The organism is Mesorhizobium sp. WSM3879, assembly GCF_002294915.1.
Classification (GTDB): domain Bacteria; phylum Pseudomonadota; class Alphaproteobacteria; order Rhizobiales; family Rhizobiaceae; genus Mesorhizobium.
Genome location: NZ_NSFZ01000022.1, coordinates 19,838 through 43,838, shown reverse-complemented (window position 1 = coordinate 43,838; position 24,001 = coordinate 19,838). Strand labels below are relative to the sequence as shown.

Sequence of the window (24,001 nt, the reverse complement as noted above, 5' to 3'; positions counted from 1 at the left end):
ACCACCGACGTGACCGGCATCGTGACGCTGCCGGCCGGCACCGAGATGGTGATGCCCGGCGACAACATCACCGTCGACGTCGAGCTGATCGTGCCGATCGCCATGGAAGAGAAGCTGCGCTTCGCCATCCGTGAAGGCGGCCGCACCGTCGGTGCCGGCATCGTCGTCACCATTAAAGAATAATTGGACGAAACGGATCTGTCGCGGGCGCGGGGCTGCCCGCGCCGCGCCAGAACAAGGAATTGACGCATGAACGGACAGAATATCCGCATCCGCCTTAAGGCGTTTGACCACCGGGTGCTCGACGCCTCGACGCGCGAAATCGTGTCGACCGCCAAGCGCACCGGCGCCAACGTCCGCGGCCCCATTCCGCTGCCGACGCGGATCGAAAAGTTCACGGTCAACCGGTCGCCTCACGTCGACAAGAAGAGCCGCGAGCAGTTCGAGATGCGCACCCACAAGCGGCTGCTCGACATCGTCGATCCGACCCCGCAGACGGTCGATGCTCTGATGAAGCTCGATCTGGCCGCCGGTGTCGACGTCGAGATCAAGCTCTAAGGAACAAGAGGGCGGGGCGACCCGGAACTCTGAAGGAACCAAGAGGCGTGGAGGGGCGTCAGCCCCGACAGGGAACTCTAAAGGAATTGAACCGATGCGTTCAGGTGTGATTGCAAAGAAGGTGGGAATGACCCGCATCTATAACGATGCCGGGGAACACGTTCCCGTCACCGTTCTCCAGATGGAGAACTGCCAGGTCGTGGCGCAGCGCACGCAGGAGAAGAACGGCTACACCGCCGTCCAGCTCGGCGTTGGCCTTGCCAAGGTGAAGAACACGTCGAAGGCGATGCGCGGCCATTTCGCTGCCGCCTCCGTCGAGCCGAAAGCGAAGCTCGCCGAGTTCCGCGTCTCCGCCGACAACATGATCGACGTCGGCGCCGAGCTCACCGTCGAGCACTTCGTCGCTGGCCAGAAGGTCGACGTGACGGGCACCTCGACCGGCAAGGGTTTCCAGGGCGTGATCAAGCGGCACAACATGGGTGGCGGCCGCGCCACGCACGGTAACTCGGTCTCGCACCGCACGCACGGCTCGACCGGTCAGCGCCAGGACCCCGGTAAGGTGTTCAAGGGCAAGAAGATGGCCGGCCACATGGGCGACGTCCGCGTCACCACCCAGAATGTCGAGGTCGTCTCGACCGATGCCGACCGCGGCCTGATCCTGATCCGCGGCGCCGTCCCGGGAGTGAAGGGCGCCTGGATCCTGGTCCGTGACGCGGCCAAGGTTGCGCTGCCGGCCAACGCGCCGAAGCCAGCCGCGATCCGTGCCGCTGCCGCCAAGAACGATGCCCCGGCCAATGAGGGAGCGGAATAATGGACCTCAAGATCACAACCCTCGGCGGCAAGGACGCTGGCAAGGTAAAGCTCTCCGAGGAGATCTTCGGCCTTGACCCGCGTGAGGACATCCTGCAGCGCGTCGTGCGCTGGCAGCTGGCCAAGAAGCAGCAGGGCACGCACAAGGCCAAGGGCCGCGCCGAGATCGCGCGCACCGGCGCCAAGATGTACAAGCAGAAGGGTACGGGCCGCGCCCGTCACCATTCGGCTCGCGCTCCGCAGTTCCGCGGCGGTGGCAAGGCGCACGGCCCGGTCGTGCGCAGCCATGAGCACGAGCTGCCGAAGAAGGTGCGCGCGCTGGGCTTGAAGCACGCTCTCTCGGCCAAGGCCAAGAGCGCTTCGCTGATCATCGTCGACGAGCTGAAGCTCGCCGAAGCCAAGACCAAGGCGCTGGTGGCGAGCCTCGAGACGCTCGGGCTCACCAATGCCCTGGTGATCGGCGGCGCCGAGCTTGACCAGAACTTCAAGCTGGCGGCGACCAACATTCCCAACATCGACGTGCTGCCGATCCAGGGCATCAACGTCTACGACATTCTGCGCCGCGGCACGCTGGTCCTTTCGAAGGCCGCCGTCGAGGCTCTCGAGGAGCGCTTCAAATGACCGACCTCCGTCACTACGACGTGATCGTCTCGCCGGCGATCACCGAAAAGTCGACCATGGCTTCCGAGCAGAACCAGGTCGTCTTCAATGTCGCCAAGAAGGCGTCGAAGCCGGAAATCAAGGCCGCCGTGGAAGCTCTCTTCGGGGTCAAGGTTACGGCCGTGAACACGCTCGTCCGTAAGGGCAAGATCAAGCGCTTCCGCGGCACGGTTGGCCGCCAGGGCGACGTCAAGAAGGCGGTTGTGACGCTGGCCGACGGCCAGTCGATCGACGTCGCGACGGGTCTCTGAGCAAGGCCGCGAGGACAGGACAATGGCACTCAAGAAATTCAACCCGGTAACGCCGAGCACCCGTCAGCTGGTCATCGTCGACCGCTCGGGCCTCTACAAGGGCAAGCCCGTCAAGGGTCTGACCGAAGGCCTGACCAAGTCGGGCGGCCGCAACAATTACGGCCGCATCACGGCCCGCTTCATCGGCGGCGGTCACAAGCGTTCGTACCGCATCATCGACTTCAAGCGTAAGAAGTACGACGTCGTCGGCACGGTCGAGCGCATCGAATACGATCCGAACCGCACCGCCTTCATCGCGCTGATCAAGTATGACGACGGCGAGCTGTCCTACATTCTGGCGCCGCAGCGTCTGGCTGCCGGCGACAAGATCGTGGCCGGCGAAGCGGTCGACGTGAAGCCGGGCAACGCGATGCCGCTGGCTTCGATGCCGGTCGGCACGATCGTCCACAATATCGAGCTGAAGCCGGGCAAGGGCGGCCAGGTCGCCCGCTCGGCCGGCGGTTACGCCCAGCTCGTCGGCCGCGACCAGGGCATGGCGATCCTGCGCCTCAACTCGGGCGAGCAGCGCGTCGTGCACGGTTCCTGCATGGCCACCGTCGGCGCCGTGTCGAACCCCGATCACGGCAACATCAACGACGGCAAGGCCGGCCGCACGGTGTGGCGCGGCAAGCGCCCGCACAATCGCGGCGTGGCCATGAACCCGGTCGATCATCCGCACGGTGGTGGCGAAGGCCGCACCTCGGGTGGCCGTCACCCGGTTTCGCCCTGGGGCAAGCCGACCAAGGGCAAGAAGACGCGGTCCAACAAGGCGACCGACAAGTTCATCGTGCGCTCGCGCCATCAGCGCAAGAGCTAAGAAGAGGTAACGCCAAGTGACTCGTTCGATTTGGAAAGGCCCCTTCATCGACGGCTACCTTCTCAAGAAGGTGGACAAGGTTCGTGAAGGCGGTCGCAATGAGGTGATCAAGATGTGGAGCCGTCGCTCCACCATCCTGCCGCAGTTCGTCGGCTTCACCTTCGGTGTCTACAACGGCCAGAAGCACGTTCCCGTCTCCGTGAACGAGGACATGGTCGGCCACAAGTTCGGTGAATTCGCTCCGACCCGGACCTATTACGGTCACGGCGCGGATAAGAAGGCGAAGAGGAAATAATCATGGGCAAGGCCAAAGCTCCGCGCAGGCTTGCTGACAACGAGGCGCGCGCCGTTCTGCGCACCATCCGTATCAGCCCGCAGAAGCTGAACCTGGTTGCCGCGCTGATCCGCGGCAAGAAGGTCGCGACAGCGCTTTCCGACCTCGAATTCTCGGCCAAGCGGATTTCCGGCACGGTCAAGAAGACCCTGGAGTCGGCGATCGCCAACGCGGAAAACAACCACGACCTCGATGTCGACGCACTGATCGTATCGGAAGCCTATGTCGGCAAGTCGATCGTCATGAAGCGTTTCCACGCGCGTGGCCGTGGTCGCGCCAGCCGTATCGAAAAGCCGTTCTCGCACCTCACGATCGTCGTTCGTGAAGTCGAGGAAAAAGGGGAGGCCGCATAATGGGCCAGAAAGTCAATCCGATCGGGCTGCGTCTCGGCATCAACCGCACCTGGGATTCGCGCTGGTTCGCGAACACCGGCGAATACGGTCAGCTGCTGCATGAAGACATCAAGATCCGTAAGTATCTCGAGAAGGAACTCAAGCAGGCCGCGATCTCCAAGGTCGTGATCGAGCGTCCGCACAAGAAGTGCCGCGTCACCATCCATGCCGCGCGTCCGGGCCTGATCATCGGCAAGAAGGGCGCCGACATCGAGAAGCTCCGCAAGAAGCTGATGGAGATGACGAAGTCCGAGACGCACCTCAACATCGTTGAAGTGCGCAAGCCGGAAATCGACGCCACGCTGATCGCCCAGTCGATCGCCCAGCAGCTCGAACGCCGCATCGCGTTCCGTCGCGCCATGAAGCGCGCCGTTCAGTCGGCCATGCGTCTTGGTGCCGAAGGCATCCGCATCAACTGCTCCGGCCGTCTCGGCGGCGCCGAAATCGCGCGCATGGAGTGGTACCGCGAAGGCCGCGTGCCGCTGCATACGCTGCGCGCCGATGTCGACTACGGCACGGCCGAGGCGAACACGGCGTATGGCATCTGCGGCGTCAAGGTGTGGGTGTTCAAGGGCGAGATCCTCGAGCACGACCCGATGGCGTCGGAGCGTCGCGCCACGGAAGGCGATCACGGCGGTCAGACCGGCGAACGTGAGCGCGGTCGCCGTCGCGAGAACGCCTGAGAAATTTGAGAATTTGGAGTTAGAACGATGCTGCAGCCAAAGCGCACAAAGTTCCGCAAGCAGTTCAAGGGCCGTATCCACGGCACCGCCAAGGGCGGCACCAATCTGGATTTCGGCGGTTTCGGGCTGAAGGCGCTTGAGCCGAACCGCGTCACCGCGCGCGAGATCGAGGCGGCCCGCCGCGCGATCACCCGCGAGATGAAGCGCGCCGGCCGCGTCTGGATCCGGGTGTTCCCGGATCTGCCGGTCACCTCGAAGCCGACCGAAGTGCGCATGGGTAAGGGCAAGGGCGCCGTCGACTACTGGGCGGCGCGCGTCAAGCCTGGCCGCATCATGTTCGAGATCGACGGCGTCAGCGAAGAAACCGCGCGTGAGGCGCTGCGTCTCGGCGCCGCCAAGCTCTCGGTCAAGACGCGCTTCGTGCAGCGCATCGCAGAATAAGGACAGGCGATCATGAAAGCCGAAGACATCCGGACCAAGACCCAGGATCAGCTGGCCGACGACCTGGCCGCCCTCAAGAAGGAGCAGTTCAACCTGCGCTTCCAGAAGGCCACCGGCCAGCTCGAGAAGACCGCACGCGTGAAGCAGGTCCGCAGGGACATCGCGCGCATCAAGACCATCGCCGCGGAAAAAGCCGCGGCCAAGAAGGCTTAAGGACGAGAACCATGCCAAAGCGCATCCTGCAGGGCACCGTCGTCAGCGACAAGAACGAGAAGACGGTCGTCGTCAAGGTCGAGCGGCGCTTCACGCATCCCGTGATGAAGAAGACCGTGCGCCTGACCAAGAAGTACAAGGCGCATGACGAGAACAACGCCCATAAGGTCGGCGACCAGGTGTTCATCCAGGAATCGAAGCCGATCTCCAAGGACAAGCGCTGGGTCGTCATCACCGCGGATCAGGCTTGATCCGGGCGAACGAAACGAATTTTGGACAGACCGGGGAGGGGTGAAAGCCCGTCCCGTTAGAAAAGAAGAAGGCGGCCAGTCATGATTCAGATGCAAACAAACCTCGACGTCGCGGACAATTCCGGCGCCCGTCGTGTCATGTGCATCAAGGTGCTGGGCGGTTCGAAGCGGAAGTATGCCTCCGTCGGCGACATCATCGTGGTGTCGATCAAGGAAGCCATCCCGCGCGGCCGCGTTAAGAAGGGCGATGTGATGAAGGCGGTCGTGGTTCGCACGGCCAAGGACATCCGCCGTCCGGACGGCAGCGTGATCCGTTTCGACAAGAACGCGGCCGTTCTCGTCGACAACAAGAAAGAGCCGATCGGCACGCGTATCTTCGGGCCGGTTCCGCGCGAGCTTCGCGCCAAGAACCACATGAAGATCATCTCGCTCGCGCCTGAAGTGCTGTAAGGAGCCGGACCCATGCAAAAGATCAGAAAAGGCGACAAAGTCGTCGTGCTTGCCGGCAAGGACAAGGGCCGTTCGGGCGAAGTCCTGTCGGTGCAGCCGAAGGAAGACACCGCGCTGGTCCGCGGCGTGAACCTCATTCGCCGTCACCAGAAGCAGACCCAGTCCCAAGAGGGCGGGATCATCACCAAGGAAGCGCCGATCCACCTGTCGAACATCGCGCTGGCCGACCCCAAGGACGGCAAGCCGACCCGCGTCGGCTTCGCCATCCAGAAGGACGGCAAGAAGGTGCGCGTCGCCAAGCGTTCGGGAGAAGTCATCAATGGCTAAAGCTGAAACCAAGCAGGCAGCTGCCAAGAACGAGCCGCGCCTCAAGAAGGTCTATCAGGAGACCATCCGCAAGGCGCTGCAGGAGCAGTTCGGCTACGACAACGAGATGCAGGTTCCGCGCATCGACAAGATCGTGCTGAACATGGGCGTCGGTGAAGCGACCGGCGATTCCAAGAAGCCCTCGGTCGCGGCCGACGACCTCGCGCTGATCGCCGGCCAGAAGGCTGTCGTCACCCGCGCCCGCAACTCGATCGCGGGCTTCAAGGTGCGCGAGAACATGCCGATCGGCGCCAAGGTCACGCTGCGCAAGGAACGGATGTACGAGTTCCTCGACCGCCTCGTGAACATCGCGCTGCCGCGCGTTCGCGACTTCCGCGGACTCAACCCGAAGAGCTTTGACGGCCGTGGCAACTACGCCATGGGCATCAAGGAGCACATCGTGTTCCCGGAGATCAACTACGACAAGGTTGATCAGGTCTGGGGCATGGACGTCATCGTTTGTACGACGGCGAAGACGGATGACGAGGCCAGGGCGCTGCTCAAGGCCTTCAACTTCCCCTTCCGCCAGTAACGGCAGCGAAAAAGGAAAAATCTGAAATGGCAAAGACCAGCTCAGTCGAGAAGAACAACCGGCGCCGCAAGCTTGCCGGTCAGTACGCCGCCAAGCGCAAGGCGCTCAAGGAAATCGTCATGGACCAGTCCAAGCCGATGGAAGAGCGTTTCCGCGCCCAGTTGAAGCTTTCGGCGCTGCCGCGCAACTCGGCCAAGATCCGCATCCGCAACCGCTGCGAAGTGACGGGGCGTCCGCGCGCCTACTATCGCAAGCTCAAGCTTTCGCGTATCGCGCTTCGCGATCTGGGCAACAACGGCCAGATCCCGGGCCTGGTCAAGTCGAGCTGGTAAGGAGACACTGAGATGTCATTGAGCGATCCTCTCGGCGATATGCTGACCCGCATCCGCAACGCCTATGGCCGCAAGAAGTCGAGCGTCTCGACTCCGGCCTCGCGTCTGCGCGCCCGCGTCCTCGAAGTGCTGAAGTCGGAAGGCTATATCCGCGACTACAGCCAGACTGACTTCGAGAACGGCAAGTCGGAAATCGAGATCGAGCTGAAGTATTTCGACGGCGCTCCGGTCGTGCGCGAAATCGAGCGCGTCTCGAAGCCCGGCCGCCGCGTCTATGTCTCGGCCAAGTCGATCCCGCATGTCGCCAACGGCCTCGGCATCGCCATCCTTTCGACGCCGAAGGGCGTCATGGCCGATCACGAAGCGCGCGAGCAGAATGTCGGCGGCGAGATCCTCTGCCAGATTTTCTAAGGGTGAATGGTCAATGGTGAATAGTGAATGGTGAGACTGCACGGGACTTTTGACCGCGCCGTTCGCCATTTCACCATTCACCATTCACAGCAGTAAAGGAAGAGGAGACAACAATGTCTCGTATCGGAAAGAAACCCGTTTCGCTGCCGCAGGGCGTCTCCGCGACCGTCAACGGCCAGACCGTGACGGCCAAGGGCCCCAAGGGCGAGCTGAAGTTCGTGGTCAACGACGAAGTGCTGGTCAAGATGGAAGGCGCCGAGATTTCGGTCGAGCCGCGCGACCAGACCAAGACCGCCCGCGCCAAGTGGGGCATGTCGCGCACGCAGATCGTCAACATCCTGCAGGGCGTCAAGGACGGCTTCGAGAAGAAGCTCGAGATCACCGGCGTCGGCTATCGCGCCGCCATGCAGGGCAAGAACCTGCAGCTGGCGCTCGGCTTCAGCCACGACGTGGTCTATGAGACGCCGCAGGGCATCACGATCTCCGTGCCGAAGCCGACCGAAATCACGGTCTCCGGCATCGACAAGCAGCAGGTCGGCCAGGTCGCGGCCGAGATCCGCGAGTATCGCGGTCCCGAACCCTACAAGGGCAAGGGCGTGCGCTATGCCGACGAGCGGATTGTCCGCAAGGAAGGCAAGAAGAAGTAAGACTTTTGATCGCCGCGGGGCGCGACCGCGGGAGGCTTGGCCTACCGCACACGGTTGCCCCCGTTTTCTGAAGGCAAGGAACAGAATCATGGCTAGCCCCAAAGAAACAACCCAGCGCCGCGCGCAGCGCGTGCGCCGCCAGCTCAAGAAGGTCGCCGGCGAGCGGCCGCGGCTTTCGGTGCATCGCACCTCGAAGCACATATACGTCCAGGTCATCGACGACGCGAAGGGCCACACGCTGGCCGCCGCCTCGACGCTGGAGAAGGAGCTGAAGGGCTCGCTCAAGACCGGCGCCGACAGCGCCGCTGCTGCCGCGGTCGGCAAGCTGATCGCCGAGCGCGCGTCGAAGGCCGGCGTCAAGGAAGTCGTCTTCGATCGTGGCCCGTACATCTATCACGGCCGCGTCAAGGCGCTGGCCGAGGCTGCCCGCGAAGGCGGTCTGAGCTTCTAATGCATGATCCCGAAAAGTTGCAGACTTTTCGGACAAGATCATGCAAAGGAGAAATTCACCGCCGGTGTCGATAGAGGCGCCGGCAAACAGCAACCCGTGCTTCCGGAAAAGAACAAGGACTAGGATATGGCACAGGAACGTAGGGAAGGCGGCCGCGGCCGCGAGCGTGAACGCGAAGAGCGCGACGACGGCATGGTGGACAAGCTTGTCCACATCAACCGCGTCGCCAAGGTGGTGAAGGGCGGCCGTCGCTTCGGCTTTGCCGCGCTCGTCGTCGTCGGCGACCAGAAGGGCCGCGTCGGCTTCGGCCACGGCAAGGCGCGCGAAGTGCCGGAGGCGATCCGCAAGGCGACCGAATCGGCCAAGCGCGACATGATCTTCGTGCCGCTGCGTTCGGGCCGCACGCTGCATCACGACGTCGAGGGCCGCTGGGGCGCCGGACGCGTTCTGCTGCGCGCCGCCAAGCAGGGTACCGGCATCATCGCTGGCGGCCCGATGCGCGCCGTCTTCGAGACGCTCGGCATGCATGACGTGGTCGCCAAGTCGATGGGTTCGTCGAACCCCTACAACATGGTTCGCGCCACCTTCGACGCGCTGAAGAGCCAGATGCATCCGAAGGATGTGGCTGCTGCGCGCGGCATCAAGTACTCGACCCTTCAGGCCCGCCGCGGCACCGCCGTCGCGGCCGAAGAATAGTCGACGCTGACCAGGGATTTCGACCATGGCCAAGAAAGCTACCAAGACCATCACCGTCGAGCAGATCGGTTCGCCGATCCGCCGGCCGAAGGAGCAGCGCGCGACGCTGGTCGGCCTCGGCCTCAACAAGATGCACAAGCGGCGCACGCTGGAAGACACCCCTTCGGTGCGCGGCATGATCGCCGCCGTCCAGCACCTCGTCCGCGTTGTGGACGAGGCCTGAACGGAAGCGCAGGAGACAGAAACATGAAACTCAACGATCTGCGTGACAAGGACGGCGCCACGCACTCCAGGAAGCGCCTCGGTCGCGGCATCGGCTCCGGCTCTGGCAAGACCGCCGGTCGCGGCGTCAAGGGCCAGAAGGCACGCTCGGGCGTTGCCATCAACGGCTTCGAGGGCGGCCAGATGCCGCTTTACCGGCGCCTGCCGAAGCGCGGCTTCAACAACCTGTTCGCCAAGAGCTTCACCGTCGTGTCGCTTGCCCGCATCCAGGCTGCGGTCGATGCCAAGAAGCTCGACGCGAAGGAGACCGTGACGGCTGAGACCCTGATCGCTGCCGGCGTCATCCGCCGCGCCAAGGACGGCGTGCGCGTGCTCTCCGACGGCGAGCTCAAGGCCAAGCTCAGCTTCGACGTCGCCGGCGCCTCCAAAGCTGCGATCGAGAAGATCGAGAAGGCGGGCGGTTCGGTGAAGCTGCCGCAAGCGGCCGCCGCCGAGTAACGGCGATTTGAAGCGCGGCCGGCGGGTATGGTTTCATTTTTGCCGCCCGTCCGCGCTTTGATCTGATCAATTAGGCGGCCGCGTCAACGCGGCCGCTTGCATGTTGACGGTCCGGAGCTTATCTCGTGAGCTTCGGTGACACGCGCCGCCTGAGCTGCGGGCATCGAGCGCGACATAGAAATCAATGAAGTAGAGCATGATGTCTTCCGAAAACCGCTTCACACTTTTCGGCATCATGCTCTAGCGGAGAAAATCAGGCATGGCTTCGGCTGCTGAACAACTAGCCTCCAATCTGAATTTTGCGGCCTTCGCCAAGGCCGAGGATCTGAAGAAGCGCATCTGGTTCACCGTCGGCGCGCTGCTCGTCTACCGCCTCGGCACCTACATCCCGCTTCCCGGGATCAATCCCGACGCTTTCGCGCAAGCCTTCTCCTCGCAGAGCAAGGGCGTGCTCGGCATGTTCAACATGTTTGCCGGCGGCGCCGTGCAGCGCATGGCGATCTTCGCGCTCGGCATCATGCCCTACATCTCCGCCTCCATCATCATGCAGCTGATGACCTCGGTCATCCCGTCGCTGGAAGCGCTGAAGAAGGAAGGCGAGCAGGGCCGCAAGATCATCAACCAGTACACGCGCTACGGCACCGTGCTGCTGGCCTTGGTGCAGGCCTACGGCATTTCGGTCGGGCTGGAGGGCGGCAACGGTATCGTCACCGATCCCGGCATGTTCTTCCGCATCTCGACCGTCGTCACGCTTGTCGGCGGGACCATGTTCCTGATGTGGCTCGGCGAGCAGATCACCGCGCGCGGCATCGGCAACGGCATTTCGCTGATCATCTTCTCGGGCATCGTCGCCGGTCTGCCGCACGCCATTTCAGGCACGCTGGAACTCGGCCGCACCGGTGCGCTGTCTACGAGCCTGATTCTGGCGATCATCGTGCTCGCCGTCGTCGTCATCGGCGTCATCGTCTTCTTCGAGCGCGCTCAGCGCCGCCTGCTCATCCAGTATCCGAAGCGGCAGGTCGGCAACCGCATGTTCCAGGGCGATACCTCGCATTTGCCGCTGAAGCTCAACACCTCGGGCGTCATCCCGCCGATCTTCGCCTCCTCGCTGCTGTTGCTGCCGGCAACGGTTGCCGGCTTCTCGCAGACCACCAACCTGCCTGCCTGGGCGAGCACGGTCCTGGCGGCGCTGGGCCACGGCCAGCCGCTCTATATGGCGTTCTATGCGGCGATGATCATTTTCTTCGCCTTCTTCTATACGGCAATCGTCTTCAACCCGAAGGACACGGCCGACCAGCTCAAGAAGCATTCCGGCTTCATCCCGGGCTATCGTCCGGGCGAGCGCACCGCCGAATATATCGACTATGTTCTGACGCGTATCACCGTCATCGGCGCCATCTATCTGGTGCTGGTGTGTCTGCTGCCTGAGTTCCTGATTTCAGCGACTGGCGTACCTTTCTATCTCGGTGGCACATCGCTTCTGATCGTGGTCAGTGTCACGCTCGACACGGTGGCGCAGATTCAGGGTCACCTGATCGCGCACCAGTATGAGGGCCTGATCAAGAAGTCGAAGTTGCGCGGGGGTAAGAGGAGCAGATGAGGCTGATATTGCTTGGGCCGCCAGGAGCGGGCAAGGGGACGCAAGCACAGAGACTGGTAGAAAAACACGGCATACCCCAGCTTTCGACGGGAGACATGCTGCGTGCCGCCGTCCAGGCCGGAACCGAAGTCGGCAAGCGGGCCAAGGCGGTGATGGATGCCGGCGAGCTGGTATCGGACGCGATCGTCAATGCGATCGTTGCCGAGCGGATCGACCAGCCCGACTGCGCCAGGGGCTTCATCCTCGACGGTTATCCGCGCACGCTGGTGCAGGCCGATGCCGTCGAAGCCATGCTCGCCGAGCGCAACATCGCGCTCGACAGCGTCATCGAGCTCGTCGTCGACGACAAGGCGCTGGTCGGGCGCATCGTCAAGCGGGCCGAGGATGCCAAGGCGGCCGGCCAGCCGGTGCGCAAGGACGACAACCCGGCGGTGTTCGAGGAGCGCCTGCGAGAATATTACAAGAAGACGGCGCCGCTGACCGGCTACTACTATGCCAAAGGCAGGCTGAAGAGCGTTGACGGCATGGCCAGCATCGACGCGGTGACCGCGGAGATCGAGAAGGTGCTCACGGCGGCGGTGAGCTAGGCCGCTCCGACAAGCAAAGATTGCGCTTGACTGGAAGAAGCCATTGGGGTATGGCGGCCCGTCTTCCTATCAGGCATGGACTTTGCTTGCCCGCGCGGGCAGGGCATCCGTTTTGAACCAGGAAACTCCCGCAAGGGCCGGCCTCCACCGGACGCGGGGCAACTTAGATAGCGCCGGGCCTGCCTTTTTGAAGGATGGCCGGCCCAAATGGAGATGAAAGAACATGGCTCGTATAGCCGGCGTCAACATTCCGACCAACAAGCGCGTCGTCATTGCGCTTCAGTACATTCACGGCATCGGCAAGAAGTTTGCCCAGGAGATCGTCGACAAGGTCGGCATCCCGGCAGACCGCCGCGTCAACCAGCTGACCGACGCGGAAGTGCTGCAGATCCGCGAGACGATCGACCGCGACTACCAGGTCGAAGGCGACCTGCGCCGCGAGGTCTCGATGAACATCAAGCGGCTGATGGACCTCGGCTGCTACCGCGGCCTGCGTCACCGCCGCTCGCTGCCGGTCCGCGGCCAGCGCACGCATACCAATGCGCGCACCCGCAAGGGCCCGGCCAAGGCGATCGCCGGCAAGAAGAAGTAATTGGTGAATGGTTGGTGGTGAATGGTGAATGGCGCTTTGACCATTCACCATTTCACTATTCACCATTCACTGCAAAGGTGGAGCCGCTGGCGTTACGGCGGTGTAGAGATCAACTGAAAGGACTACCATGGCCAAGGAAGCCGCTCGTGTTCGCCGTCGCGAACGCAAGAACATCTCGTCGGGCGTTGCCCACGTCAATTCGACCTTCAACAACACGATGATCACCATCACCGACGCGCAGGGCAATTCGATCGCCTGGTCGTCGGCCGGCGCCCAGGGCTTCAAGGGTTCGCGCAAGTCGACCCCGTTCGCCGCCCAGATGGCCGCCGAGGACGTCGCCAAGAAGGCACAGGAACACGGCATGCGCATGCTCGAGGTCGAGGTCTGCGGACCCGGCTCCGGCCGTGAATCGGCGCTGCGCGCCCTGCAGGCGGCCGGCTTCACCATCACCTCGATTCGCGATGTGACGCCGATCCCGCACAATGGCTGCCGTCCGCGCAAGAAGCGCCGCGTCTAATATTTTGAACGCCGCGTGAGCGCCAAGGCGCTCCTCCGCGGCAATTCCAGGCTGCCCGCCACGATTGGATGGTGGCGGGTCAAAGGAAGGAAGACACCATGATCCAGAAAAACTGGCAGGAACTGATCAAGCCGAACAAGATCGAGTTCTCGTCGAAGAAGAAGACGCTGACCACGCTTGTGGCCGAGCCGCTCGAGCGCGGCTTCGGCCTCACGCTCGGCAACGCGCTGCGGCGCGTGCTTCTGTCTTCGCTGCGCGGTGCGGCCGTCACCGCCGTGCAGATCGACGGCGTGCTGCATGAGTTCTCGTCCATCGCCGGCGTGCGCGAGGACGTGACCGACATCGTGCTCAACATCAAAGAAATCGCCATCCGCATGGAAGGCGATGGTCCCAAGCGCATGGTCGTGCGCAAGCAGGGCCCGGGCGCCGTGCTTGCCGGTGACATCCAGACCGTCGGCGACGTCGAGATCCTCAACCCCGACCACGTGATCTGCACGCTGGACGAGGGCGCGGAGATCCGCATGGAATTCACCGTCGACACCGGCAAGGGCTATGTGCCGGCTGAGCGCAACCGCGCCGAGGACGCGCCGATCGGTTTAATCCCGGTCGACAGCCTCTACTCGCCGGTCAAGAAGGTCTCCTACAAGGTCGAGAACACCCGCGAGGGCCAGGTTCTCGACTATGACAAGCTGACCATGACCATCGAGACCGACGGTTCGATCTCGGGCGAGGACGCCGTGGCTTTCGCGGCCCGCATCCTGCAGGACCAGCTCAGCCTGTTCGTCAACTTCGACGAGCCGCAGAAGGAAGTCGCCACCGAGGCCGTCACCGAGCTGGCCTTCAACCCGGCGCTGCTCAAGAAGGTCGACGAGCTCGAGCTTTCGGTGCGTTCGGCCAACTGCCTGAAGAACGACAACATCGTCTATATCGGCGACCTGATCCAGAAGACGGAAGCCGAGATGCTGCGCACTCCGAATTTCGGCCGCAAGTCGCTGAACGAGATCAAGGAAGTGCTGGCGGCGATGGGTCTGCACCTCGGCATGGAAGTGCCGGATTGGCCCCCGGAAAACATCGAAGACCTCGCCAAGCGTTACGAAGATCAATATTGAGCATGAATTCCAAGGATCGGCGGCGCGAGCCGCTCGATCCGACGGTCATGCGGAAAACCATCAGAGGCCGTGGCCTCTTGAACAACTAAAGAAGGAAAAGAGCCATGCGCCACGGTTTCAAAGGCCGTCGCTTCGCCCGCAGCGTAAGCCACCGCAAGTCGATGTTCGCCAACCTCGCCGTGTCTCTGATCGAGCACGAGCAGATCGTCACCACCCTGCCGAAGGCGAAGGACCTGCGTCCGATCGTCGAGAAGCTGGTGACGCTCGGCAAGCGCGGCGACCTGCACGCCCGCCGCCAGGTGATCGCGCAGATCGGCAATGAAGGCGTCGTCAAGCGCCTGTTCGAAACCATCGCACCGCGCTACGCCAGCCGCAACGGCGGCTACCTGCGCATCATGAAGGCGGGCTTCCGCCACGGCGACAATGCCGCCATGGCGGTCATCGAGTTCGTCGACCGCGACACCTCGGCCAAGGGCGCCGCCGACCGCGCGCGTCTCGAGGCCGAAGGCGGCGAACAGGAAGCCGCGGCCGCATAAGGCCAGGTTTTCAGCGAATGAATTCAAGGGGCCTTCGGGGCCCCTTTTTCGTTCTGAAACCAGCGAGCAGGGCGAGCGGATTTTCGTTCTCGTTCTCACGCTTTTGCGCGACAAGCATCGTATTTCCGTGCATTAGCCTTTCATTCTGCACAATCGTCGGGACAATGGCGCCTGATCTGGAGGATTCGGAATGCACCTCAAACGGCTGTTTCTTATTGCGGTTTGCACGCTTGCCGCTTTCGCCGCGGCTCCTAGCGTCAGACAGGCATTCGCAGAAGATGCCGCCAAGCCGGCCGACCCTGGCCTTTCCGACGTGCTGACCGATCTCTTGCATGGCGTCGAGGGCGAGAACTCCACTTCCGGGCCCGACAAGCGCGTGCCGTTCGGCCGCGAGGAGGTGCAGCTTTCGTTTGCGCCGCTGGTCAAGCAGACGGCGCCGGCCGTGGTCAACGTCTATGCCTCGCAGACCGCAAAGGTGACCTCGCCGTTCGAGGGCGATCCCTTCTTCGAGGAGTTCTTCGGCCGCGCGCAGCCGCGCGCGCAGTCTTCGCTCGGTTCCGGCGTGCTGGTCGATCCGAGCGGCGTGATCGTCACCAACTACCATGTCATCAAGGATGCCGACGAGGTGAAGGTCGCGACGGCCGACGGGCGCGAGTTCACATCCAAGGTGATGCTGAAGGACGAGACACTGGATCTTGCCGTGCTCAAAATCTCCGCCGACAAGCCGTTCCCGGTGATCGCCATCGGCGATTCCGACGCGCTCGAGGTCGGCGACCTGGTGCTCGCCATCGGCAATCCCTTCGGCGTCGGCCAGACGACCACCAGCGGGATCGTTTCGGCGCTTGCCCGCAGCCATATCGGCGTTTCCGACTCCGGCTATTTCATCCAGACCGATGCCGCCATCAATCCCGGCAATTCCGGCGGCGCGCTGATCAACATGGGCGGCCAGCTGGTCGGCATCAACACGGCTATCTATAGCCGCAGCGGCGGCTCGATCGGTATCGGTTTCGCCATTCCATCGAACATGGTCAGGGCTTTCGCCGACGCCGCCAAGGCCGGCCTCGACTTCTTCGAGCGGCCCTATATCGGCGCCGAGTTTGAAGCCGTGACACCGCAGATCGCGGAATCGCTCGGGATGGAAAAGCCGACCGGCGCGCTGGTCTCGTCGGTCGATGGGGTCGGACCGGCCGGCAAGGCGGGGCTCAAGCCCGGCGACGTCGTGCTGTCGCTCAACAACACCCCGGTCGAAAGCATCGAGGCGCTGGATTACCGCATGGCGACGCTGTCGATCGGTACCAAGGCGACCTTCGCAGTGCTGAGCAAGGGCCAGCAGGCAACGCTTGAGATTGCGCTGGAGCGCGCGCCCGAAGGCGCGAAGCCGAGCGAGGTCACGCTGCATGGCCGCAGCCCCTTCGCCGGCGCCAAGGTGGCAGAGCTTTCGCCGCGCCTTGCCCAGCGTCTCGGGCTGCGGACCGACATGAAGGGGGTTACCGTGGTCGACATCAACCGCGATTCACCGGCCGCCGATTTCGGCTTCCAACCGGGCGACATCGTGCGCGAAGTGAACGGCACGAGCATCGATAAGGCGGCGACGCTGGCACAGATTGCGCAGCAGGACACGCGGTGGTGGCGCTTTACCGTCGAGCGCGGTGGGCAGATACTGCGCCAGGTGTTGCGTTACTGAGCAGGCTCTGGAAAAGGGGCCGCGTTCCAACCAAATAAAAGTGCATGGCCGATCTGTTCAGCGTCGATGAACCGGAGAAGGCGCCGCCCGGCCGGCCGCTGGCTGACCGGTTGCGCCCGAAGACCCTTGGCGAGGTCGTTGGCCAGGAGCACTTGACCGGCCCGGATGGCGCGCTGACGCGGCTGATCAATTCCGGCACGCTCGGCTCGATGATCTTCTGGGGCCCGCCCGGCACCGGCAAGACGACGGTGGCGCGGCTGCTCGCCGGCGAAACCCACCTTGCCTTCGAGCAGATATCGGCGGTGTTTTCCGGCGTCGCCGACCTGAAGAAAGTGTTCGAGGCGGCGAAACTGCGCCGGACCAACGGCCGCCAGACGCTGCTCTTCGTCGATGAGATCCATCGCTTCAACCGCGCCCAGCAGGACGGTTTTTTGCCGGTCATGGAAGACGGCACGGTGGTGCTGGTCGGCGCCACGACGGAGAACCCATCCTTCGAGCTGAACGCGGCGCTTCTGTCCCGAGCGCGGGTGCTCGTCTTCCGCTCGCTGGACGAGGAGAGCATCGCCAAGCTGCTGGAGCGGGCCGAGGCGACCGAGGGCAGGGCGCTGCCGCTCGACGACGAGGCGAGGGCCATGCTGATCCGCATGAGCGATGGCGACGGTCGTGCCTCGCTGACGCTCGCCGAGGAGGTCTGGCGCGCCGCCAAGCCGGGCGAGGTGTTTGGGCCCGAAGGCCTGCAGCGCGTCATCCAGCGTCGCGCGCCGATCTACGACAAGGGCCAGGACGGCCACTACAACCTGATCTCGGCGCTGCATAAATCAGTACGCGGCTCGGATCCGGACGCCGCGCTGTATTACCTCGCCCGCATGTTCGATGCCGGTGAGGATCCGCTCTATCTCGGCCGCCGGCTGGTGCGCATGGCGGTGGAAGATATCGGGCTTGCCGATCCGCAGGCGCTGGTCGTCGCCAATGCCGCAAAGGACGCCTACGACTATCTCGGCTCGCCCGAGGGTGAACTCGCCTTCGCCGAGGCCACCGTCTATCTCGCCACCGCGCCCAAGTCGAACGCCGTCTACACCGCCTTCAAGGCGGCGACACAAGCGGCCAAGGAATTCGGCTCGCTGCTGCCGCCCAAGCACATCCTCAACGCGCCGACCAAGCTGATGAAGGAAGAGGACTACGGCGCCGGCTACCGCTACGACCACGACGAGCCGGATGCCTTTTCCGGCCAGGACTATTTCCCGGAAAAGATGGGCCGCCGCACTTTCTACGATCCGCCCGAGCGCGGCTTCGAGCGCGAGGTCAAGAAGCGGTTGGAATACTGGGCAAAGCTGCGCAAAGAGCGGGAATAGCCGCTTCCGCGGCTCGGCGAGCCCGGGTGCTTCGCGGCGAAGCTTCGTCGGCATGACAGCAAAGTCGAGATGCTGGCGCTCTCGTGAGCGGGCAAACCTGTTCCAGATTGTGCCGCGTCATGAAAAATCCTATGAAGGCGCACGGCTGGCGGGGGGTCGCCGTGATTTGGCTCATGCGAACAGGATCGCGCTCCCAAGCGAAAGACAATGACAAAGCAAACCCGTAAGACTCTTCGTCAGGCTGCTATCGCAGTCCCGCTTCTCGCGCTTGGCTTTTATTTTATCCCGATCCTGACCACGATCTGGATCGTCTGCGGTCTGATCGACGTGATGCGCAATGCAAACAAGGATCTGTCGTTGTTCCGCGGCTATTTCCTCGGCAACGGCATCTTCACCTGGCTGCTGTCGCCGTTCAACCTTTTGGTCGACCTGCTTTGCTATCGGAACCCGGGCGTATGGAAGCTGGAGCAGTTCCCCGCAGACTATCAGCGCGAGGTCAACGAGGTTCTCGACGTCTTCAAGACTCGCAAGGACGAGATTATCGCCGATATCGACGCCAATTTCGGCACCGGTCGGCGCGGCATGTACGTCTATCAGTGGTATGGCAAGCACAAGATCGACAACGTCGCGGAATTCAACAAGGACTTCAAATACATCAAGACCATCGCGGTCTCAGTCTTCAGAGGCAAGGAATCGACTTCCTGGCATTTCGGGCCGCTGCGGCTCAGCCTGCGCATCCTCTACAACCTGTTGCCGGTCAAGGCTGAGATTTTCGTCGAGTGCAACGGCGCCAGGAACTACTGGCACGACAACCCGCTTTACATTTTCGACGACACGCTGCTGCACCGTTCGGTGAACGAATATGACGGACGCCGCTACTGCGTGTTCATGGATATCATCCGTCCATCGCCATTCCCCGGCCTGATCGCCAACCTTCTCGCCATCGTCTCGGTCAGCGTCGAGCGCATCAATTCCATGTTCTACAAGAACTGGAAGATGATCGGCTCGTCCAAGGCCAAGAAGGCCGCCGCAAACTGAAGCGTCCGCGCCTGCGGCTCCGCAACGCTCTTTGGCGCGATCTTTGTCCGTTGTTGGGTCTTTGGCTCGCAACCTCTCTGCCTTAGTGCTATGGCGCCGCCTTCAACCGGAAAAGCGTAACCATGGCAGGTGTCGAACAAATCACTGTGGAGGCCGGCGAAGCGGGCATGCGGCTCGACCGCTGGTTCAAGGTCCATTATCCGGGCCTCGGCTTCGGTCACCTGCAAAAGCTCTTGCGCTCGGGCCAGGTCCGCGTCGATGGCGGCCGCGTGAAGGCCGACACGCGCGTCGAGCCCGGGCAGACCGTGCGCATTCCGCCGCTCGAAGTCGACAAGAAGGGCGACGCCGCGCTCACCGGCTATTCGATCCGCAACCAGGGCGATGCCGATGTGCTGGCCAAGATGCTGCTGCACGAGGACCCGAAGGTCTTCGTCTTCAACAAGCCTGCCGGGCTTGCCGTGCAGGGCGGCTCCGGCGTCACGCGCAATGTCGACGACATGCTGGAGGCCTGGCGCAACCAGAAGGGCGAGAAGCCGCGCCTCGTCCATCGCCTCGACCGTGACACTTCCGGTGTGCTGGTCGTTGCCCGCACCCGCCTTGCCGCGATGAAGCTGTCGGAAGCGTTCCGGGCGCGCGAGACGAAGAAAACCTATTGGGCCTTGGTCAAGGGCGTGCCGCCGAAGCGCGAGGACAAGATCTCGACCTGGCTGGTCAAGGAGGCGACGCCGGACGGCGACCGCGTGCGCATCGCCAAGCATGGCGAGAAGGGCGCCGACCATGCCGTTTCCTATTACCGCGTGGTCGAGCAGGCGGCGCAGTCGCTGTCCTGGCTGGAAATGGAACCCTATACCGGCCGCACCCACCAGCTTCGCGTCCATGCCGCCCATATCGGCTGCCCGATCATCGGAGATCCCAAATATTTCGAGGCCGACACCAATTGGGAGTTTCCCGGCGGCATCCAGAACCGCCTTCATCTTCACGCGCGCCGCATCGTTATCCCTCATCCAGACCAGGGCGTCATCGATGTTACCGCACCGATGCCGCCGCATATGCGCCAAAGCTGGAACCTGCTCGGCTTCGATGAGCAGAGCGCGGAGGACGACAATTGAGCGGTGCTGCCGACACATTCGGCCGGCGTGACGCGGTCGACATGACCGCGGCCGCCATGATGGTCGGGCTGACATTGTCCTGGGGCCTGAACTACGTCGCCGCCAAGGTCTCCTACGCCGGCTACGATCCGGTCTTCGTCTCGATCGCACGCTCGATCACCGGCGGGCTCTGCGTTCTCGGCTGGTGCCGGTTGCGCGGCATCAAGCTGTTTGAAGCGGATGGGACGCTCAGCGCCGGCATTGTCGTCGGCGTGCTCTTCGGCGTCGAGTTCCTGTTTCTCTATATCGGGCTGGAATACACGACCGTCGCTCGCAACACGCTCCTGGTCAACACCATGCCGTTCTGGGTCCTGATCGGAGGCCATTTTTTGCTCGGCGAGCGCATCAACGTGCGCAAGCTTGGGGGCCTCGTGCTTGCTTTCTGCGGCCTTCTGGCCGTGTTCTCAGACGGCATCTTCGGCGGCAATGACGCGACGCTGACGGGCGATCTGCTCAGTCTTGGCTCGGGCATCCTGTGGGCGTTGACCAGCATCGTCATCAAGCGATCGAAGCTGGTCGAGACCAGCGCCGAGAAGCTTCTGCTCTATCAACTCGCGGGCGCCGCCGTCGTCGGTGCCCTTGTGATGCCGTTCGCCGGCCCGCCGATCCGCGAAATCGCTGCATTGCCGACACTGGCATTGATGTTCCAGTCTTTCTATATCGTCGCTTTCACCTATGTTTTGTGGTTCTGGCTGCTCACGCGTTATCCGGCGGCAGGCCTGTCCAGCTTCGCCTTCCTGTCGCCGGTGTTCGGTGTTCTGTGCGGCGCCGTGCTTTTGGGCGAGCCGCTGACGATCAGGATCTTCCTGGCGCTCGGCCTGATTGCGGCCGGGCTGATCATCGTCAATCGGCCGTCGCGCAAGCAGGTTCCAGCGTAAGGAGTTCGAGATGCGCGACATCCTCAACGACCTCGAAGAGGGAAAGCAGCTTTCAGATCCCGATCCGGTGCGCCGCGCCCAGATCCAGATGAAGACGCCGCTGCCGAAGCGTTTCTACAAGGCGGTTTCGGTCGTGCCGGTCGAAGGCGGTTTTGCCGTCCATCTGGACGGCAAGCCGGTCCGCACGCCGGGAAAGGCGCTGCTGGTGTTGCCGACCGAAAGAGCGGCGGCTTTGGTCGCTGATGAATTTTCCGCCCAGCGCGAGATCATCGACCCTGTGACCATGCCGGTGATGCGCCTTGCCAACACGGCACTCGACGGTGTGGCCAGCGACCCGCAAGCGGTGCTGGAGGATGTCCTGCGCTTCGCTTCGTCGGACCTGCTTTGCTACCGAGCCGATGGCCCGCAGGGGCTGGTAGACCGTCAGAACAGGCTCTGGGATACGGTTCTCGATTGGGCAAGAAGCAACCTCGGCGTGCGCTTCAACCTCGCCGAAGGTGTCATCCATGTCGAGCAGCCGCGCGAGACGATCGCCGTCCTTGGCGCTCATCTTGCCCAGCGCGCCGAGCCACTGCGTCTGGCCGCGATCCACGTCATGACCTCGCTGACCGGCTCAGCGCTGCTGGCGCTTGCCGTCGACTTCGGCGAGCTCGACGGCCAGGAGGCCTGGGCCGCCGGCCATGTCGACGAAGACTGGCAGATCGAGCACTGGGGCCAGGATGCCGAAGCCGTCGTGCGCCGCTCCGCCCGCAAGCGCGACATGATGGCGGCAGTCAGCCTGCTTGAGGCGCTTAAAGCCTGAGCTCCGCTTCGCATTGCATCTAATACCAAAGTCATAATCCCATCGTCGCGGTGCCTTTTGGGGGCGCTTTCTGCCATTTTTTCCCTCGTTGGCCGCGTTTTTTGAGTCCGCGTTCGGAGGAATTGCGGACGGTGGCGCGCAGCCATCGAGGACAGACGGGATCCACGGGAGGATATATCAATGGCAATGGCATCGACCGCCGGCGGAAAAAGCCGCGGCATGACGCGGGAGGAAAAGAAGGTCATCTTCGCCTCCTCGCTCGGCACCGTTTTTGAATGGTACGATTTCTATCTTTACGGTTCGCTGGCCGCCTTCATCGGCGCGACTTTCTTCAGCCCGACCATCCCCGAGGCGACGCGCAACATCTTCGCGCTGCTGGCTTTCGCCGCCGGCTTCCTCGTCCGTCCCTTCGGCGCGCTTGTGTTCGGCCGCATCGGCGACCTCGTCGGCCGCAAATACACCTTCCTCGTCACCATGACGATCATGGGCCTGTCGACCTTCCTGGTCGGCCTGCTGCCCGGCTATGCCAGCTGGGGCATCGCGGCGCCGGTGATACTGATCGGGCTGCGCATGCTGCAGGGGCTGGCGCTTGGCGGCGAATATGGCGGTGCCGCAACCTATGTCGCAGAGCACGCGCCGGACGATCGCCGCGGCTTCTACACCTCCTGGATCCAGACGACGGCAACGCTCGGCCTATTCCTGTCGCTGATCGTCATCCTCATCGTCCAGGGTTCGCTCAGCAAGGAAACCTACGCTGCCTGGGGCTGGCGCATTCCCTTCATCGTCTCCTTCCTGCTGCTTGCCATTTCGATCTGGATCCGGCTGTCGCTTTCGGAGTCGCCGACCTTCCAGCGCATGAAGGAGGAGGGCAAGGGCTCCAAGGCGCCGCTGTCAGAAGCCTTCGGCCAGTGGAAGAATGCCAAGATCGCGCTTTTGGCGCTGCTCGGCCTCACCGCAGGCCAGGCCGTGATCTGGTACAACGGCCAGTTCTACGCGCTGTTCTTCCTGCAGAACGTGCTGAAGGTCGACGCGTGGTCGGTCAACGTCATGATCGCGATCGCGCTTGCCGTCGGCTCGATCTTCTTCGTCGTCTTCGGCTGGCTGTCCGACAAGATCGGCCGCAAGCCGATCATCATGGCCGGCCTTGCTTTGGGAATCGTCTGCACCTTCCCGCTGTTCAAGGCGCTGACCTGGGCCGCCAATCCGGCGCTGGCCACCGCACAGCAGAACACGCGCGCAACGGTGACCGCGGCCCCCGGCGACTGCAGGTTCCAGTTCAATCCGGTCGGCACGGCGAAGTTCACGACATCCTGCGATATCGCGACCTCGTTCCTGACCAAGAACTCGGTGCCTTACGACGTCGTTTCGACGGCGGCACCCGGCACCGCCGCCACGGTCAAGATCGGCAACGAGACGGTGCAGTCCTATGACGCCGTCGCCGCCGGCGATCAGGCCAAGGCCAAGGAGGCCGCCTTCCAAAAGGCCGTCAACATGTCACTGCAGGATGGCGGCTATCCGCTGAAGCGGGCCGCGGCTAAGGTGCCGGACCAGAAGCTCGACGCCTTCGTCGCAGCCAATCCGGAATTGAAGCTCGATGCGGCGGCGATCCGCGGCGGCGAGAAGACGACCGTTCCGACCGACAAGGCGGTCGCCGACAAGCTGCTGACCAAGGAGGAAGCGGCCGGCGCCCCCGAGGTCACTGTCTACAACATCCCGGGCGGTGGTGCCTTTGCCATGGTCGCCGATCCGGAGGCGGTGAATTGGCCGGTGACGATCGGCATCCTGTTCATCCTGGTCGTGTTCGTGACCATGGTCTACGGGCCGATCGCCGCGATCCTGGTCGAGATGTTCCCGACCCGCATCCGCTATACCGGCATGTCGCTGCCTTACCATATCGGCAATGGCTGGTTCGGCGGCCTGCTGCCGGCAACGGTGTTCGCACTCAGCGCCTACAAGGGCGACATCTATTACGGCCTCTGGTACCCGGTGGTGATCGCCGCGATGTCGCTGATCATCGGCATGATCTTCGTCAGGGATACGCTGGGCACCGATCTGGACGCCAAGCAGTAGCCGATCCTCGGCAAATGAAGAGCCCGGCGCGAGC

34 protein-coding genes and 1 pseudogene are annotated in these 24,001 nt (G+C 63.2%); all 35 read left to right on the top strand.

What is annotated here, in order from left to right; all coding sequences use genetic code 11:
- Nucleotides 1-183, top strand: a pseudogene (gene tuf / locus CK218_RS29465) (elongation factor Tu); the annotation flags it as partial.
- Nucleotides 184-249: 66 nt separating this feature from the next.
- Nucleotides 250-558 carry a 30S ribosomal protein S10 gene (rpsJ, locus tag CK218_RS29460; protein WP_006205468.1) on the top strand — a complete coding sequence of 103 codons (309 nt, stop codon included), beginning with the start codon at nt 250-252 and terminating at the stop codon, nt 556-558.
- 94 nt (nt 559-652) lie between these two features.
- On the top strand, nt 653-1,369 hold the full coding sequence (gene rplC, locus CK218_RS29455; protein ID WP_067321479.1) for a 50S ribosomal protein L3: 717 nt from the start codon (nt 653-655) through the stop codon (nt 1,367-1,369).
- On the top strand, nt 1,369-1,989 hold the full coding sequence (rplD, locus tag CK218_RS29450) for a 50S ribosomal protein L4 (protein ID WP_066989592.1): 621 nt from the start codon (nt 1,369-1,371) through the stop codon (nt 1,987-1,989). The genes rplC and rplD overlap by 1 nt, the downstream gene beginning before the upstream one ends.
- A complete protein-coding gene (locus CK218_RS29445) occupies nt 1,986-2,279 on the top strand; it encodes a 50S ribosomal protein L23 (RefSeq protein ID WP_040983033.1) in 294 nt (97 codons plus the stop codon). Before rplD ends, CK218_RS29445 begins: the two co-directional genes overlap by 4 nt.
- 22 nt (nt 2,280-2,301) lie before the next feature.
- Nucleotides 2,302-3,135: a 50S ribosomal protein L2 gene (rplB, locus tag CK218_RS29440; protein ID WP_040970375.1), complete on the top strand. Its 834-nt coding sequence runs from the start codon at nt 2,302-2,304 to the stop codon at nt 3,133-3,135.
- A 16-nt stretch (nt 3,136-3,151) separates the two neighbouring features.
- Nucleotides 3,152-3,430: a 30S ribosomal protein S19 gene (gene rpsS, locus CK218_RS29435; RefSeq protein WP_006205463.1), complete on the top strand. Its 279-nt coding sequence runs from the start codon at nt 3,152-3,154 to the stop codon at nt 3,428-3,430.
- Between the two features lie 2 nt (nt 3,431-3,432).
- On the top strand, nt 3,433-3,822 hold the full coding sequence (gene rplV, locus CK218_RS29430) for a 50S ribosomal protein L22 (RefSeq protein WP_066989594.1): 390 nt from the start codon (nt 3,433-3,435) through the stop codon (nt 3,820-3,822).
- The gene (rpsC, locus tag CK218_RS29425; RefSeq protein ID WP_095829728.1) at nt 3,822-4,544 is read left to right on the top strand and encodes a 30S ribosomal protein S3; all 723 of its coding nucleotides are present in this window, start codon (nt 3,822-3,824) and stop codon (nt 4,542-4,544) included. The genes rplV and rpsC overlap by 1 nt, the downstream gene beginning before the upstream one ends.
- 27 nt (nt 4,545-4,571) lie before the next feature.
- Nucleotides 4,572-4,985 (top strand): 50S ribosomal protein L16, encoded by a 414-nt coding sequence (gene rplP, locus CK218_RS29420; protein WP_027170364.1) that lies wholly within the window; start codon nt 4,572-4,574, stop codon nt 4,983-4,985.
- A 12-nt stretch (nt 4,986-4,997) separates the two neighbouring features.
- A complete protein-coding gene (gene rpmC, locus CK218_RS29415; RefSeq protein WP_040970379.1) occupies nt 4,998-5,198 on the top strand; it encodes a 50S ribosomal protein L29 in 201 nt (66 codons plus the stop codon).
- 11 nt (nt 5,199-5,209) lie between these two features.
- Nucleotides 5,210-5,449: a 30S ribosomal protein S17 gene (rpsQ, locus tag CK218_RS29410; protein ID WP_040970380.1), complete on the top strand. Its 240-nt coding sequence runs from the start codon at nt 5,210-5,212 to the stop codon at nt 5,447-5,449.
- Between the two features lie 81 nt (nt 5,450-5,530).
- Nucleotides 5,531-5,899: a 50S ribosomal protein L14 gene (rplN, locus tag CK218_RS29405; protein ID WP_006205457.1), complete on the top strand. Its 369-nt coding sequence runs from the start codon at nt 5,531-5,533 to the stop codon at nt 5,897-5,899.
- Between the two features lie 12 nt (nt 5,900-5,911).
- On the top strand, nt 5,912-6,226 hold the full coding sequence (rplX, locus tag CK218_RS29400; protein ID WP_059188493.1) for a 50S ribosomal protein L24: 315 nt from the start codon (nt 5,912-5,914) through the stop codon (nt 6,224-6,226).
- A complete protein-coding gene (gene rplE / locus CK218_RS29395; protein ID WP_066989598.1) occupies nt 6,219-6,797 on the top strand; it encodes a 50S ribosomal protein L5 in 579 nt (192 codons plus the stop codon). The genes rplX and rplE overlap by 8 nt, the downstream gene beginning before the upstream one ends.
- Before the next feature lie 26 nt (nt 6,798-6,823).
- Nucleotides 6,824-7,129, top strand: a complete 306-nt coding sequence (rpsN, locus tag CK218_RS29390; RefSeq protein WP_095777623.1) for a 30S ribosomal protein S14 — start codon at nt 6,824-6,826, stop codon at nt 7,127-7,129.
- Nucleotides 7,130-7,141: 12 nt separating this feature from the next.
- Entirely contained in the window at nt 7,142-7,540 is a 399-nt protein-coding gene (rpsH, locus tag CK218_RS29385) for a 30S ribosomal protein S8 (RefSeq protein WP_066989600.1), read from the top strand.
- Between the two features lie 113 nt (nt 7,541-7,653).
- Nucleotides 7,654-8,187: a 50S ribosomal protein L6 gene (rplF, locus tag CK218_RS29380; protein WP_067321468.1), complete on the top strand. Its 534-nt coding sequence runs from the start codon at nt 7,654-7,656 to the stop codon at nt 8,185-8,187.
- An 88-nt stretch (nt 8,188-8,275) separates the two neighbouring features.
- A complete protein-coding gene (gene rplR, locus CK218_RS29375) occupies nt 8,276-8,638 on the top strand; it encodes a 50S ribosomal protein L18 (protein ID WP_066989604.1) in 363 nt (120 codons plus the stop codon).
- Nucleotides 8,639-8,764: 126 nt separating this feature from the next.
- Nucleotides 8,765-9,334, top strand: coding sequence for a 30S ribosomal protein S5 (gene rpsE / locus CK218_RS29370; protein ID WP_027046810.1), 570 nt, complete (start codon nt 8,765-8,767; stop codon nt 9,332-9,334).
- A gap of 25 nt (nt 9,335-9,359) precedes the next feature.
- On the top strand, nt 9,360-9,557 hold the full coding sequence (gene rpmD, locus CK218_RS29365) for a 50S ribosomal protein L30 (protein ID WP_027170355.1): 198 nt from the start codon (nt 9,360-9,362) through the stop codon (nt 9,555-9,557).
- 23 nt (nt 9,558-9,580) lie between these two features.
- Complete coding sequence (rplO, locus tag CK218_RS29360) at nt 9,581-10,054, top strand: 50S ribosomal protein L15 (RefSeq protein WP_095829727.1); 474 nt, start codon at nt 9,581-9,583, stop codon at nt 10,052-10,054.
- A gap of 259 nt (nt 10,055-10,313) precedes the next feature.
- Nucleotides 10,314-11,654: a preprotein translocase subunit SecY gene (gene secY, locus CK218_RS29355; protein ID WP_066989608.1), complete on the top strand. Its 1,341-nt coding sequence runs from the start codon at nt 10,314-10,316 to the stop codon at nt 11,652-11,654.
- On the top strand, nt 11,651-12,241 hold the full coding sequence (locus CK218_RS29350) for an adenylate kinase (protein WP_095780445.1): 591 nt from the start codon (nt 11,651-11,653) through the stop codon (nt 12,239-12,241). Before secY ends, CK218_RS29350 begins: the two co-directional genes overlap by 4 nt.
- Before the next feature lie 223 nt (nt 12,242-12,464).
- The gene (gene rpsM, locus CK218_RS29345) at nt 12,465-12,833 is read left to right on the top strand and encodes a 30S ribosomal protein S13 (protein WP_027170351.1); all 369 of its coding nucleotides are present in this window, start codon (nt 12,465-12,467) and stop codon (nt 12,831-12,833) included.
- Nucleotides 12,834-12,960: 127 nt separating this feature from the next.
- Nucleotides 12,961-13,350: a 30S ribosomal protein S11 gene (rpsK, locus tag CK218_RS29340; RefSeq protein WP_006205444.1), complete on the top strand. Its 390-nt coding sequence runs from the start codon at nt 12,961-12,963 to the stop codon at nt 13,348-13,350.
- A 98-nt stretch (nt 13,351-13,448) separates the two neighbouring features.
- Entirely contained in the window at nt 13,449-14,459 is a 1,011-nt protein-coding gene (locus CK218_RS29335) for a DNA-directed RNA polymerase subunit alpha (RefSeq protein ID WP_059188661.1), read from the top strand.
- 104 nt (nt 14,460-14,563) lie between these two features.
- Nucleotides 14,564-14,995 (top strand): 50S ribosomal protein L17, encoded by a 432-nt coding sequence (gene rplQ, locus CK218_RS29330; protein WP_095829726.1) that lies wholly within the window; start codon nt 14,564-14,566, stop codon nt 14,993-14,995.
- Nucleotides 14,996-15,185: 190 nt separating this feature from the next.
- Nucleotides 15,186-16,679 (top strand): DegQ family serine endoprotease, encoded by a 1,494-nt coding sequence (locus tag CK218_RS29325; protein WP_095829725.1) that lies wholly within the window; start codon nt 15,186-15,188, stop codon nt 16,677-16,679.
- Nucleotides 16,680-16,723: 44 nt separating this feature from the next.
- Nucleotides 16,724-18,031 carry a replication-associated recombination protein A gene (locus CK218_RS29320; RefSeq protein ID WP_066989617.1) on the top strand — a complete coding sequence of 436 codons (1,308 nt, stop codon included), beginning with the start codon at nt 16,724-16,726 and terminating at the stop codon, nt 18,029-18,031.
- A gap of 207 nt (nt 18,032-18,238) precedes the next feature.
- Nucleotides 18,239-19,069, top strand: a complete 831-nt coding sequence (locus tag CK218_RS29315; RefSeq protein WP_095829724.1) for an aspartyl/asparaginyl beta-hydroxylase domain-containing protein — start codon at nt 18,239-18,241, stop codon at nt 19,067-19,069.
- A gap of 122 nt (nt 19,070-19,191) precedes the next feature.
- Nucleotides 19,192-20,178, top strand: coding sequence for an RluA family pseudouridine synthase (locus CK218_RS29310; RefSeq protein WP_095829723.1), 987 nt, complete (start codon nt 19,192-19,194; stop codon nt 20,176-20,178).
- Nucleotides 20,179-20,219: 41 nt separating this feature from the next.
- Nucleotides 20,220-21,095 (top strand): DMT family transporter, encoded by an 876-nt coding sequence (locus CK218_RS29305; protein ID WP_179294637.1) that lies wholly within the window; start codon nt 20,220-20,222, stop codon nt 21,093-21,095.
- Between the two features lie 10 nt (nt 21,096-21,105).
- Nucleotides 21,106-21,897: an ATP12 family chaperone protein gene (locus tag CK218_RS29300; protein ID WP_095829721.1), complete on the top strand. Its 792-nt coding sequence runs from the start codon at nt 21,106-21,108 to the stop codon at nt 21,895-21,897.
- A 180-nt stretch (nt 21,898-22,077) separates the two neighbouring features.
- On the top strand, nt 22,078-23,967 hold the full coding sequence (locus tag CK218_RS29295) for an MFS transporter (RefSeq protein ID WP_067321442.1): 1,890 nt from the start codon (nt 22,078-22,080) through the stop codon (nt 23,965-23,967).
- Nucleotides 23,968-24,001 lie beyond the last annotated feature (34 nt).